The organism is Pontibacter russatus (genome assembly GCF_009931655.1).
GTDB classification, from domain to species: domain Bacteria; phylum Bacteroidota; class Bacteroidia; order Cytophagales; family Hymenobacteraceae; genus Pontibacter; species Pontibacter russatus.
This window is the reverse complement of sequence record NZ_CP047984.1, coordinates 2,584,794-2,597,527: the sequence shown is the minus strand read 5'-3', so window position 1 is coordinate 2,597,527 and position 12,734 is coordinate 2,584,794. Positions and strand designations below refer to the sequence as shown.

The 12,734-nt window shown below is 53.8% G+C and carries 14 protein-coding genes and 2 pseudogenes; 11 read left to right on the top strand and 5 right to left on the bottom strand.

Annotated features, from left to right (window positions below):
- The first annotated feature begins 2 nt into the window (after positions 1–2).
- Together GSQ62_RS10445 and GSQ62_RS10440 are read left to right on the top strand one after the other, a co-directional pair.
- On the top strand, positions 3–344 hold the full coding sequence (locus GSQ62_RS10445; RefSeq protein ID WP_161889447.1) for a hypothetical protein: 342 nt from the start codon (positions 3–5) through the stop codon (positions 342–344).
- A 104-nt stretch (positions 345–448) separates the two neighbouring features.
- Complete coding sequence (locus GSQ62_RS10440) at positions 449–1,441, top strand: GNAT family N-acetyltransferase (protein ID WP_161889446.1); 993 nt, start codon at positions 449–451, stop codon at positions 1,439–1,441.
- On the opposite strand, the gene GSQ62_RS10435 is transcribed toward GSQ62_RS10440, so the two are convergent.
- Complete coding sequence (locus tag GSQ62_RS10435) at positions 1,438–2,412, bottom strand: zinc dependent phospholipase C family protein (RefSeq protein WP_161889445.1); 975 nt, start codon at positions 2,410–2,412, stop codon at positions 1,438–1,440. The genes GSQ62_RS10440 and GSQ62_RS10435 overlap by 4 nt on opposite strands.
- 98 nt (positions 2,413–2,510) lie before the next feature.
- On the opposite strand from GSQ62_RS10435, the gene GSQ62_RS10430 reads away from it, so the two are divergent.
- The 5 genes and pseudogenes from GSQ62_RS10430 to arr form a co-directional block, all read left to right on the top strand.
- Complete coding sequence (locus GSQ62_RS10430; RefSeq protein ID WP_161889444.1) at positions 2,511–3,305, top strand: hypothetical protein; 795 nt, start codon at positions 2,511–2,513, stop codon at positions 3,303–3,305.
- Between the two features lie 159 nt (positions 3,306–3,464).
- Complete coding sequence (locus GSQ62_RS10425; RefSeq protein ID WP_161889443.1) at positions 3,465–3,746, top strand: type II toxin-antitoxin system RelE/ParE family toxin; 282 nt, start codon at positions 3,465–3,467, stop codon at positions 3,744–3,746.
- Between the two features lie 9 nt (positions 3,747–3,755).
- On the top strand, positions 3,756–4,055 hold the full coding sequence (locus GSQ62_RS10420; protein WP_161889442.1) for a HigA family addiction module antitoxin: 300 nt from the start codon (positions 3,756–3,758) through the stop codon (positions 4,053–4,055).
- 143 nt (positions 4,056–4,198) lie between these two features.
- Positions 4,199–4,528, top strand: a pseudogene (locus GSQ62_RS21155) (rRNA adenine methyltransferase); the annotation flags it as partial.
- 36 nt (positions 4,529–4,564) lie between these two features.
- Positions 4,565–4,942, top strand: a pseudogene (gene arr, locus GSQ62_RS21150) (NAD(+)--rifampin ADP-ribosyltransferase); the annotation flags it as partial.
- A gap of 101 nt (positions 4,943–5,043) precedes the next feature.
- On the opposite strand, the gene GSQ62_RS10410 reads toward arr, so the two are convergent.
- The 4 genes from GSQ62_RS10410 to ruvX all read right to left on the bottom strand — a co-directional run bounded on the left by GSQ62_RS10410 (position 5,044) and on the right by ruvX (position 7,984).
- Positions 5,044–5,784 (bottom strand): copper homeostasis protein CutC, encoded by a 741-nt coding sequence (locus GSQ62_RS10410; RefSeq protein ID WP_161889440.1) that lies wholly within the window; start codon positions 5,782–5,784, stop codon positions 5,044–5,046.
- A 12-nt stretch (positions 5,785–5,796) separates the two neighbouring features.
- The gene (locus GSQ62_RS10405) at positions 5,797–6,774 is read right to left on the bottom strand and encodes an isoaspartyl peptidase/L-asparaginase family protein (protein WP_161889439.1); all 978 of its coding nucleotides are present in this window, start codon (positions 6,772–6,774) and stop codon (positions 5,797–5,799) included.
- Between the two features lie 227 nt (positions 6,775–7,001).
- Positions 7,002–7,571 (bottom strand): peptide deformylase, encoded by a 570-nt coding sequence (gene def / locus GSQ62_RS10400; RefSeq protein ID WP_161889438.1) that lies wholly within the window; start codon positions 7,569–7,571, stop codon positions 7,002–7,004.
- Positions 7,568–7,984, bottom strand: coding sequence for a Holliday junction resolvase RuvX (gene ruvX / locus GSQ62_RS10395; RefSeq protein ID WP_161891404.1), 417 nt, complete (start codon positions 7,982–7,984; stop codon positions 7,568–7,570). The genes def and ruvX overlap by 4 nt, the downstream gene beginning before the upstream one ends.
- A gap of 526 nt (positions 7,985–8,510) precedes the next feature.
- Between ruvX and GSQ62_RS10390 the strand changes: the two genes are divergently transcribed.
- From GSQ62_RS10390 to GSQ62_RS10375, 4 genes are all read left to right on the top strand, one after another.
- Positions 8,511–10,172, top strand: a complete 1,662-nt coding sequence (locus tag GSQ62_RS10390; RefSeq protein ID WP_161889437.1) for a S41 family peptidase — start codon at positions 8,511–8,513, stop codon at positions 10,170–10,172.
- Positions 10,173–10,436: 264 nt separating this feature from the next.
- A complete protein-coding gene (locus GSQ62_RS10385) occupies positions 10,437–11,618 on the top strand; it encodes a homogentisate 1,2-dioxygenase (protein ID WP_161889436.1) in 1,182 nt (393 codons plus the stop codon).
- A 118-nt stretch (positions 11,619–11,736) separates the two neighbouring features.
- Entirely contained in the window at positions 11,737–12,264 is a 528-nt protein-coding gene (locus GSQ62_RS10380; RefSeq protein ID WP_161889435.1) for a hypothetical protein, read from the top strand.
- A gap of 16 nt (positions 12,265–12,280) precedes the next feature.
- Positions 12,281–12,658: a co-chaperone GroES gene (locus GSQ62_RS10375; protein ID WP_161891403.1), complete on the top strand. Its 378-nt coding sequence runs from the start codon at positions 12,281–12,283 to the stop codon at positions 12,656–12,658.
- Positions 12,659–12,734 lie beyond the last annotated feature (76 nt).

Sequence of the window (12,734 nt, the reverse complement as noted above, 5' to 3'; positions counted from 1 at the left end):
AAATGAAAAGGCCACACCTAAGCAGGGCGGCCTTTTTGCTATATACCAGTTGGCAGTATCATACCACCGCGCCTTCGCGAATTCAGCTCATCAATACGAAACCTGAAGATGTCAGCGTTCAGGAGCAGCAAATTTTCGCCAATAAATTTCTCTGTCATATAGGATTTGTTGAACTGCAGGAGGCACGTATTCCCTGCCTTCTCGTTTCAGCAGCCTTGACCCGCACCTGCCCGGGCAAGGGCCATATAGGGCACCACGCCCATCGGCAGCAGCAAATACCCGGTTTCCGGAAATCAGCGGGAGTGGTTGCCTGTGCCCATGCAGATGTTGCCGCTCTTTTGTAACTTGCCCCACGCCGGGAGGTTTTCCTTCGCCGTGGCCGGAGTTATGGGCTTTGCGGCGCATCCCGTGTTTTCCCCTGAGCTATATATAAACCCACCACTGAACCATGCCTGTTCTCTACCTGAAGCACCCCGACATTGACCGGACGCAGTGGGACGCGGTGGTGGAGCGGTCGCGGCAGCGGCAGGTGTACGCCCTGACGTGGTACCTGGATGTGGTGGCGCCGGGGTGGGAGGCAGTGGTGGAGCTGGATGCGGCAGGCGCATATATAACCGTGATGCCTGTGCCGTGGCGAAGCAGGTTCGGCATCCGCTATATCCAGCAGCCACTGTTCTGCCAGCAACTGGGCATCTATGGCCTGACCGAGACAGTAGCAGAAGCTACCTATATAGCCTTTGTGCAGGAGGTGTGCCAGCGTTTCCGGTACGTGAGCGGCTACCATTTCAATACAGCCAACAAGCTCCCCGCGGGGCTGCCGCCAGAAGTATATATAAGCCAGACCCTGACGCTGTACCTGCCCCTGAACAAGCCTTACGAACAATTATACCAAGGCTACACCCGCGACCGGAAGATGAACCTGAAGCGCGCGCAGAAGGCGGAACTGGCAATAGAGGAGAGCACGGATATAGAACCTGTTATCCGGTTTTTTAGGGAACAGGCAGCCGGACGTATATATGGCGGCGTGTCGGAAGCGGCTTATATGCAGTTGCGGCAGTTGTACGAGGCGCTGCGGCAGAGAGGCATTGCCCGGCTCTGCTACACCACCGATGCCAGCGGCCGGAAGAACGGCGGCTGCCTGTTCGTTATATGGGGCGGGCATATCGTTTATCTCTTTAACGCAGCTCCGCAGCATGGCCGCAAACAGAACGGCCGCACCCTGCTCATCAACCATATAATCCGGGAATATGCGGGGCAGGAGATGCTGCTCGACTTTGAGAGCCCCAATGAGCGGGAGCAGGATATCCTGCATTTCTACAAAAGCTTTGGTCCGGAGGCAACCCCCATTCCTGTGCTGCGGTACGACCGGCTGCCCAGCGGTGTGCGGTATATAAAGGAGGTGCGGATGCGGCTGGTCCGGAGAAGGAGGGGGTTTGCTTAGTGATTGCCTTCTTCGCGGGGCGTGTGCTGTCCGGCTTCATATTCCTTTTTCTCCATCTCCAGGCGCTGCTGCTCTTCCGCGGTGAGCGCTTCCGGGAAAGTGCTGAGGTCGGGCTGGCCGGCATCCACCCAGGCGGTGTACCAGTAGCTGGCTGTGGCCTGTATCGCCAGCCGCATCTGCCGCTCCACCTGCCCGTTCAGTTTCCGGCTGTATGTCTCCGAGAAGGCGCGGGAGTACACGCGGGTGGTCAGGTTGTTGCGCACCTCATAAGCGTATTTCTTCTCTTCGTCAAACTCCTGCGTCAATTCTTTTTCAAAGTGCAGCACCGAGTCTAATGCCGTATGGGCGCTGGCCACCAGGTCCCACGCCCGCAACTGGGGCCGCTCTATATACTGGGCCTGGCCCACAAAAAAGTCGTACTCGCCGGAGAAAAGCTCGGGCAGGCGCGTTTCCCAGAAGGCGTGGATGCCGCGCTGGCCCGTGAGCTGGCCGTTGTAGTTCTGGGTGGTGTGCAGCGGCACGCAGGCGTCGGCCACGTAATGGCCCATCTCCGTGCTGAGGCGCAGGATGCGGTCCAGGTTTCGTTCTTTGAATGCCTGCGTCAGCTGGAATTTCATCAGGCTGATGTGCCAGGGAACAATACCATATGCCTGCAGGGTGTCCTCAGAATACAGCGCCACCGCCTCGGGCCAGAAACGCGGTATTTTGTAGAGGGCGCTGTCGCCGTAGGTGTCCAGATCGATGTAGTGGCGGGCGGCCTCCCACTCCACGGCGTAGCGGCGGCGGTCGGGATTCACGGCATTCTCAGTGATGTAGCGGATATGCTTTTTGTAGAACCCAATCATCTCAGGGGGCAGCGTGAACACCGCCAGCCGGTTGATGCGCTGGTGCGCAAAGAAGCCCCAGGTGTAGCCGTGCAGGGGCAGGAGGAGAGTGAGCAGCAGCAGGATGCCTTTGGTTCTGAGTGCCATACCTGCCGTGTACGGATGCTGCCGGATAACAGGTTGCCGCGCCATAGCTGTTTTGAAGAAGCCCGACAATCCCTGGAAATAAAGGAACCCTATATAGCATGAGGTATGCCGGAAACAACACCCTCAGCCTCACATTGGGTACAAGGCGTTATGTTCTTGCAGTGGGAAGAAACTGCCTATCCGTTGCTCTATATATAGTATATTCGGTCGTTCAGTTCCGTTTATCCGCCTATATTGGGAGGATATACGGAATAACTCCGTATATATACAAGTTAGCTGCAACCTTAAAAATGAATTTAGTTCTTAAAGTTTTTTTAATTCTCCTAATCATACTCTTCATTGCTGTAGGAGGATTCTTTGTATTCCTCTATATGGCCTTTGATTCAGGGCCAATATATTCTAAAGAGGATTTAATAGTAAATTTTGAGGAAAAGGAAAAACAGATTCTTGAAGCAAAAAATTATTTTAATTCAATCGTACCAAAGGAAACTTTTGTACAGATAGAATTTGAAGATGGACAACTCGGTATATTCCACATAAAGAGGAATGGAGTCTATGATAGTAATTGGAACATATATATGGATTCAAAAAAGGTTGACTCTTTGTTACAAGTATTACATTGGAGCAAATCCGAACTTAAGACATTAAAATCAAAGCTGGACAAGGCGAATTGCGTTTCAGCAGAAAGTGGAAATCCAGTGACAATTGGCTGGCAGAGAAGTGGAATGGGAATGTATTTTTATAAAATATTTAACCAAAACTTAAATGACAGTTTGATTACTAAATATAATGACAGTTGCACTTATATTTTCTATAGAGACAACGTGGTTTTAGAATTTGGTGGCGGTGCAATTGGGCCTCAGTGTTTTCCTAGCTTCTACACAGAAAAATAAAAAAGGCAGCAGCTAACATTGTGTAAACGGCATCTCGGCCAACGGCCTTCGCCGCCGCTTACACTAACTGTTGGGCTGTATTTCAAAGAGTAGAATTACACGTCTTTTTAGTGTTAAACTTAATGCTTACCTTTGGCGTTAGTATCGTGTTAAGTAAGTATGATTATATCTTTTGGGTCAAAGGAGACTGAAAAAATCTGGAATGGAGAAAGGGTTGCAAAGCTGCCAATAGAAATCCAGACAGTTGGCAGACGCAAATTAAGGATGCTCCACAACTCTCAAGACATTGCTGACCTCCGGATTCCTCCTTCCAACAGATTAGAGAAGTTAGCAGGAAACTTGAAAGCGTTCTACAGTATCCGGATTAACAGCCAATGGAGAATCATTTTTCTATGGAACAACGGCCAGGCATCAGAAGTAGAAATTATAGATTACCACTAAGAAAAGACAATGGGACGACTACCTAATATTCATCCAGGAGAAATACTGCAAGAAGAGTTTCTTGTTCCTTTAAACATCACAGCCTACAGGCTTTCAAAGGACATTGGTATACCTCAAACCAGAATATCCGGAATCTTGAAGGGCAACAGGCGCATTACAGCAGACACAGCCCTAAGGTTAAGCTACTACTTTGGAAACTCCCCAAAGTTTTGGCTCGGACTGCAAGACGACTACGATTTGGAAGAAGAAATGGCAACAAAGCAAAAAGAGTTGGAAACGATAAAGCGCTTTGAGAAAAGTGCAGCCTAACCAGGCACATAAGCTAAACTGCGGCTATGCCTTGCCCGCTTTATGCACGAGTAACGCTGACGGTCGTTATGAAACAATACACCCTCCTAAGGACGACCAGCTAAATTGATATTATAACACTTAACAGCCAAATCAATTGGAAAATGGAGTTCAGCCCAAGCAACAACGTTGTTAAACTGTGCCTTCAGGGGATGGCCCTTGAAGAAAAAGGAAAACCTGAAGAAGCAAGCGAGCTGTTTCATCAAGCCTGGGACGAAGCGACAAACGACTTTGAAAAGTTCATGTCAGGTCATTATGTAGCCCGGCATCAAAAAAATGTGTCCGACAAATTGAAATGGCTCAAAGCGGCTTTGCAGTTTGCCTTGAAGATAAATACAGACGCTGTTAAGAGTGCTTTTCCCTCTCTATATGCAAACATTGCCAAATGCTATGAGGATTTAGGTGAATCTGATAAGGCAAGAGAGAATTATGATTTAGCAGCATCGTTTAAAGATAAACCCTCGGACAAAGGACCCTTTTATCATGGCACCAAAGCAGATTTGCAGGTGGGCGAGTTGCTGACAGCAGGGGGCAGTTCTAATTACAAAGCTGAACTCAAAATGAATCACATTTATTTCACGGCCCTGGTTAACGGGGCGGGGCTTGCTGCTGCATTGGCGAAAGGCGATGGGCGTGAACGTGTTTATATCGTTGAGCCGACCGGCAGTTTTGAGAATGACCCCAACGTGACAGACAAAAAATTCCCGGGCAACCCGACACGCTCCTATCGCTCCCAGGCACCGCTAAGAATCGTTGGCGAAGCAACGGATTGGGTAAGGCAATCACCTGGGGAACTCCAGCGATGGCGCGAAAAGTTGGCCAATAACAAAGGAGAGATTATTAATTAATTGCCAGGATGCGATATATAAACTTGGGCGAGTGCTGATAATTGGCAAACCGTCCCAGCCATCAATCAAAGCCGGAAAAAGCACCATATATAGCCGCTAAACTACGCTTCAGCAGCCTTGCGTATCGCGGCGATTTTGTCTGCGTCGGCGGTATAGTGCTCGTATTCTGACAGAGGCTGGGCGCTGGCCATGAACAGGTGCTCTCGCCGGAAAGCCATATCCCCCTCGAACTTGCTGCGGGCGGAGGTGTGGTATTCTTTAGCTCCCGTTATCGTTGCTATTTCTTTGATGTTCTGCTCGTTTATGCCCGCTCCCGGCATCACGATGAGCTTTTCGCCCGCCTGCTTCACCAGTTCCCGGATAAGCGGGGCGCCCTCGAAAGCCGATGCCTGCTGTCCGGAAGTCAGCAAGCGTGGCACCCCTAGCTGCAGCAGCTCGTCCAGCGCCTGATATGGATCAGGAGTTAAATCGAAAGCGCGGTGAAAGGTGACGCTGAGGGGTTGGGCCAGTTCCATCAGCTGGCGTGTGCGGTCTGTGTCAATGGTGCCGTCGGCTTTCAGAATGCCTATCACCACACCGTCTGCTCCCAGGTTTTTCGCCACTTCAATATCGTGCTTCATGATTTCAAATTCGAGGTGGGTGTACAGGAAATCGCCTCTTCGCGGGCGGATGAGCACGTGCAAGCCGATGTTTATATATCGGCGGGTGAGCGCGATCATGCCGGCGCTGGGCGTGGTGCCGCCCTCGGCCAGGTTGTCGCAGAGCTCTACGCGCTGCGCGCCGCCTTTCTCAGCCGCGATGGCCGCATGTGCCGAGTCGATACAGATTTCGAGTGCTTGCATGCTTTGGCCGGGCTATAGCTTGTATTTGGAGTCAATCAACTTGTTGGTCGCCTTGTCGCGCACGGCATAGTCGAAGCCTTTGTGGATGCAGTAGCCGCCGTACTCTCCCTGCTTGTTGAGGGCGATGAAGCCAACCTGCAAATCCTTCACATCCTTTTGCTTGGCGATGATCCGCTCGACCGCCAGCCTGCAGGCATCCTGCGGCGAGTTGCCCTGGCGCATCAGTTCCACCACTAAGTGGCTGCCCACCATCCGCATCACCGCTTCGCCCAGGCCCGTGGCCGTGGCGGCGCCCACTTCATTGTCCACGAACAAACCCGCCCCGATGATAGGGGAATCGCCTACGCGGCCGTGCATTTTGAAAGCGGCGCCGCTGGTGGTGCAGGCGCCCGCGAGGTCGCCGTTCGCATCCATGGCCAGCATGCCGATGGTATCGTGGTTCTCGATGTTGATAACCGGCTTGTACTTCGACTCCTTCAGCCAGTTTTTCCAGTCTTTCTCAGAAGCGGGGGTCAAAAGTTTTTCCTTCTTAAAACCCTGTGACAGCGCGAAATCCAACGCCCCCTCTCCCACCAGCATCACGTGCGGTGTCTCCTCCATCACTTTGCGGGCCACAGAAATCGGGTGCTTGATATGCTGTAGAAAAGCCACCGAGCCGCAGTTGCTGTCTTTGTCCATGATGCAGGCGTCCAGCGTTACTTTGCCTTCACGGTCCGGAAAGCCGCCATAGCCCACTGTGCGCACTTCCGGGTCTGCTTCGGGCACCCGCACGCCCGCTTCCACCGCGTCCAGTGCGCTCCCGTTCCCCGACAGGACCTTCCAGGCTGCATCGTTGGCCGGCATGCCGTGGTTCCAGGTGGAGATGACGATGGGTTTGTTTGCCGCGCCCTTGCCCAACGTGCCGGCAAATGCTTTCCCGGCCGGGTACAGGCCCGTGAGGAGGGTAGTGCCCCAGGCCGATAATTTGATGAAGTTGCGTCTGCTGTTCATGTTGTCGTTAAAAGTTTAAGGCATATAGGCAACCTCCGGCTACACATATAATGCCATTGCCCTGCCACAGGTAATTCCGGCCCCTAAAAATACAGCTTTTTGGGAGATTGCCATATAGCCGGAACCGTGGCGGCGGTATTTTCCGGCCATCCAGGACTCCCCTATATATGAAACTGCCTGCCACAGCTAAGTGGCAGGCAGTTTCATATATAACTGAGGCGTTGGCCTTAGCGCTTCTTTGCCAGCGCCGGGAATTTCATTTTGTAGTCGGCGTCCACCTCCCCTTTGGAAATCTTCGCGAGTTTGCCCTTGATGAGGCGCTTCTTCAGGCCGTTCAGGTGGTCGGTGAACAGGATGCCCTCGATGTGGTCGTACTCGTGCTGGATGACGCGGGCCGTCATGCCGTCATAGGAGTCTTCGTGCTCGTTCCACTCCTCGTCGAAGTAGCGGATCACGATGCGCTCGGGGCGGTACACCACCTCGCGCACGCCGGGGATGCTCAGGCAACCTTCCTCAAAGCCCCACTCTTCGCCCTCTTCTTCCACAATCTCCGGGTTGATGAACGCCTTCTTCACGCCCTTGCCTTTGTCCTCGTCGTCCATCATAGGCTCAGAGTCGATGACGAACAGGCGGATGCTCTTGCTGATCTGGGGGGCGGCCAGCCCGACACCGTGCGCGTGGTACATGGTCGTGAACATATCATCCACCAGTTCTTTGAGGTCCGGGTAATCCTGCGGGATGTCTTGTGCTTCTTCTTTTAAAACGGGATCGCCGTAAGCGGTAATCGGGTAAATCATATAGCTCTGCTCTCTAAATACGACTGTAAAATGATGGCGGCGCTCACGCGGTCCACGGTGGCTTTGTCCTGGCGGTCCTTCTTTTTCAGGCCGCCCGCCAGCATCGCCGCCTGGGCCATCTTCGACGTGAAGCGCTCGTCTACGGTGTGTACCGGTATGCCGGGCAGCTCCTTCTGCAGCTTGCGCACGAAGCCCACCACGTGCTGGGTGGCCTGCGTGGCCTCCCCCGACAGGCGGCGCGGCATGCCCACCACCATCGCCTCCACCGGCTCGCGCAGCACATAGGCCTTCAGGTAAGACAACACATCTTTGGCGTGAACGGTTTCTAAGGGATTGGCAATTAGCTGCAGCGGGTCCGTCACTGCCAACCCCACGCGCTTTGTCCCGTAATCAATCGCCATTATCCTGCCCATATGCATTTTCCTGAACTGCAAAGGTAGGGATTTATATGGTTTTTTGTTGAGGAACAGCCGGGCGCGGGAGCAGCCATCTATAGATAGATTTCAAACCTAAATCCTGATATAATCATCCTGATGTGATGCTTGGTACACAACGCAGTCCGGCCGGAGGCCCTATGATAACGGACACGAGCGGGGGCGCTCGAGCATATATAAACCATATTTAACAGGACTTGCGCAAAGGTATGAACAATGTGAGAAACTCCCCCTTCAAAGAGGGGCAAGAATTGAACTGCGTTAGTCCTATATAAACATGAGTTGCTGATGGGCTTCAAAAGAAGAAGAACCGGAATTTAAATTATTTGGCATCGGATTGTGTTATAGGCACAGTAGCAGGGGCAATAACCGGTTGCAGGCCGCAACTTTCGCACATGCGTACTTGTATAAATCTATTGGCCCCTCTGGATATTTATTAACTTGTGGCATCGGTTGCTGCGGTGCTTTGGTGGAGACAGGTACGCGCACATTCTTAAGCTAGATTATGGACAACGTAGAGCAAGGGGGAGAAAGGAAGCATATCCGGAACTCGCCATTTCAGGTAAAACTGCCGCTGTTTATCGGGCTGGCGCTGGCAGTGGGGGTGCTGATTGGCGCCAATACCTTTTCGCCCTCCTCCACCAACCCGCAGGACACAGCCAAAAGCTACCTCAAGTACCGCGACATCCTCAGCTATATAGACCGCGACTACGTGGACACCGTGGACATAGAGGAGCTTTCGGATTACGCCATCACCAAGATGCTGGAGAAACTGGACCCGCACACTTCCTATATACCGGCAGACGAACTGGCCATGGCGCGCTCTTACCTGGAGGGTGACTTTGAGGGCATCGGCGTGGAGTTCAACATTTTTAATGATACCATCTATGTGATTTCCCCGCTGAGCGGCGGCCCTTCCGAGGCGGCGGGCATCCAGGCCGGTGACAAAATCATCACAGTGGACGGCGAGAAGGTGGCGGGCATCGGCATCAACAACGAGGGCGTGTTCAAGCGGCTGCGCGGCCCGGAGGGCTCCAAAGTGAATCTTACCGTGAAGCGCGAGGGTACCAAAAAACTGCTTCCCTTCTCTTTGCAACGCAGCAAAATCCCGACGCAGTCTGTGGACGTGAGCTATATGGTGGACGACCGGACAGGCTATATAAAAGTCAGCCGCTTCGCGTCCGACACCTTCGAGGAATTCAAGGAGGCGCTCACCGGCCTGAAGAAAAAAGGGCTGCAGCGCCTGATACTGGACCTGCGCGGCAACCCCGGCGGCTATATGGACCACGCCATCCGGATGGCCGACGAGTTTATCTCCGGCGACAAGCTGATTGTGTATACCGACGGCAAAGGCGACAAGTATGACTCCAAAACCTTTGCCCGCACCGAGGGCGATTTTGAGAAGGGCCCGCTGATTGTGCTGCTCGACGAGGGCAGCGCCTCGGCCTCCGAGATTGTGGCCGGCGCCCTGCAGGACAACGACCGCGCCCTGATTGTGGGCCGCCGCTCTTTTGGCAAGGGCCTGGTGCAGATGCCGATTCCGCTCAACGACGGGTCCGAGCTGCGCCTCACCATCTCCCGCTACTACACGCCCAGCGGCCGCTCCATCCAGAAGCCCTATACCGAGGGTGCCGAGGAGTATGAGATGGACATCATGCACCGCTTCGAAAACGGCGAGTATTTTCACCCGGACAGCAGCCTGTTCGTGGACTCGCTGAAGTACGAGACGCTGCGCGGCCGCACCGTGTATGGCGGCGGCGGCATTATGCCCGATGTGTTTGTGCCCCAGGACACCACTGAGTTGTCGCCCTACCTGAGCCAGCTCTACAACAAGAACGTAATCCGGGAGTATACGCTGGGTTATTACCGCGACCACCGCAAGGAACTGGAGAAGCTGCCGTTTGAGAAGTTCAAAAAGAATTTCCAGGTAACGGACAAGATGCTGCAGGAGGTGGTGCAGTTGGCCAACGCCGCCGACGTGGAGTTCAAGGAGGAGGAATACGCCCGCTCCAAAGAATTGATCCGCAATAACATCAAGGCGTTTATCGCGCGCAGCATATATGGCAACAAGGGCTTCTTTCCGGTGCTGCACGAGTCGGATGAGGAGTTTCAGGAGGCGCTGAAGCACTTCAGCCAGGCGATGAGCCTGGCCAGGGGCAGAGGGTAAGGAGCGTAGTTTTGTTTTTGTTTGCGCAGAAATAAATCTGAAGGAGCGAAGGCAGCAGCCCAGTCTGAGCAGGCTTCATGTAAGGCAAATCGGCGCGGAGGAAATCTAGGCTGTAAAGAAGATTTCGGATTGCAAATCCGAAAGAGCCTGATAGTCCGGTACTCCAAGCCGCAGACCTGAAGCATATAAATGTCTGTCTTGAGAATGGCGGCTGTGGGCTTGCACGCGCTGTCTGAATTACCCAACCCTATATAGCACCACCGCATGGCGTACTACCATAAGTTAGGAGAGATCCCGCACAAGCGGCACACGCAGTTCCGGCAGCCGGACGGCAGCCTCTACAAAGAGCAGCTGGTGGGCACGCTGGGCTTCAGCGGTGTTTCCTCGCTGCTGTACCATATACACCCGCCCACCCGGATCAGCCGCATCGGGGAGCCAAAGCCCTTTGCTCCGAAAAAGGCGGAGGGCATCAAACTGGCGCCGCACCATATACGCACCCTGAGCGTGGAAACCACCGGCCCCGACTACCTCAGCGCGCGCAAGACCATGCTCTTCAACAGCGATGTGGCCATCAGCATCTGCAACCCCTCGGAGCGGGAGATGGCCTACTGCTACAAAAACGCGCAGGCCGACGAGGTGGTGTTCGTGCACGAGGGCAGCGGCGACCTGCTCACCCAGATGGGCCGCATCCCGTTCAGGCCCGGCGACTATCTGGTTATCCCGCGCACCATCATCCACAAATTCCGGTTTGACGCGGGGCAGGTGCGGCTGCTGGTCATCGAGTCGTTCAGTCCGGTGGAGACGCCGCGCCGCTACCGCAACCAGTTCGGGCAGTTGCTGGAGCACGCGCCGTTCTGCGAGCGCGACATCCGCCCGCCCCTGGAGCTGGTTACGGAGACGGAGCCGGGCGAAAGGCTGGTGCAGATTAAGAAGGAAGGCGAGTTGCACCAGTATTATTATGATTTCAGCCCGTTTGATGCCGTGGGCTGGGACGGCTATTTCTACCCCTACGCCTTCTCCATATATGATTTTGAGCCCATCACGGGCCGCATTCACCAGCCGCCGCCGGTACACCAGACTTTCGAGGCGCACAACTTCGTGATTTGCTCGTTCGTGCCCCGCCTCTTCGACTACCACCCGCTGTCCATCCCGGCGCCCTACAACCACTCCAACGTGGACTCTGACGAGGTGCTGTATTACGTGGAGGGCAACTTCATGAGCCGCAAGGGCGTGGACATCGCTTCGTTTACGGTGCATCCGGGCGGCATCCCGCACGGGCCGCACCCTGGCACGGCAGAGGCCAGTATCGGCAAAAAAGGAACAGAGGAGTACGCCGTGATGATCGACACGTTCAAGCCCTTATATATAACCGAGGACGCGGTGCCCTATATGGACCAAAATTATCCGATGAGTTGGAACGAACACGGAGACGAATCAGCACAATAACCGGGAATTTGTACCTAAAATGCGTTGGCGTTTGTAAATTTGTGGCAGGGAGAGCAGCTTAGGTGCTTCTCCCTACCACTAATTGCATTTAAATCCATTACGTTAAGCCCTTATTGTGATGAAGAAACCATTTTTTGTTGCCATACTGTTTTTTGCCCTGGTGGCCGCGGCCTGTGAGAAAATAGACGACCTGCTTACGTTTTACATCGAAGAAGAGGAAACCATTATAGTCGAGTCGCATTTTCCGATAGGTGCGCTCGTGCCGCTCACGCCCGTTACGGTCACCACCAACTCCGAAGAGACCTTTAAGAACAACAAAACCCGCGCAGAACTGGTAAAGGATGTTACACTGAACAGGCTGACGCTAAGCATTACGGAGCCAGCCACCGAGAACTTCGATTTCCTGAAAAAGATAGAGATTTATATATCGAGCGAGGGCAAAGACGAAGTAAAGATTGCGTACCTGGACGAGGTGCCGGCCAACGCCACCACGCTGAACCTGAAGTCGACGAACGCCAAGCTGGATGAATTCATCAAGGGAGAAACCTACAGCATCCGGACGAAGGCCGAGCTGGCCAAGCCTGTTTCAGAGGATATAACCATTAAGGCCGACATGCGCTTTAAAGTAACAGCTGACCCGATATAACATGCAGACTTTGCCGATGAGGATTTCTGAGAAGAACAAGCTAGAGAAGATCATCATTGTAGGTGATCGTGTGCTGATAAAGCCCAAAACCACCCGTGAGCAGACCAAGAGCGGCCTGTACCTGCCGCCGGGCGTGCAGGAGCGCGAGAAGGTGCAGGAAGGCTACATCATGCGCGTGGGCCCCGGCTATCCGATTCCGGCCGACTATGGCTTTGACGAAGAGCCCCTGGGGCAGGAGGAGGAAGAGGTGCGCTATATACCGCTCCAGGCCAAAGAAGGCGACCTGGCCATCTACCTGCAGCGAGACGCTATCGAGATAAACTACCTGGGCGAGCGTTACTTCATTGTGCCGCAGTCGGCGGTGCTGATGCTGGTGCGCGAAGAGGATTTGTAGCGCTGTGCTGTGGCCGCCCTTGCTTATGCGCTGGCCGCTTTACAAGTCAGAATTAAAAGAAAATGGCAGGCTATAT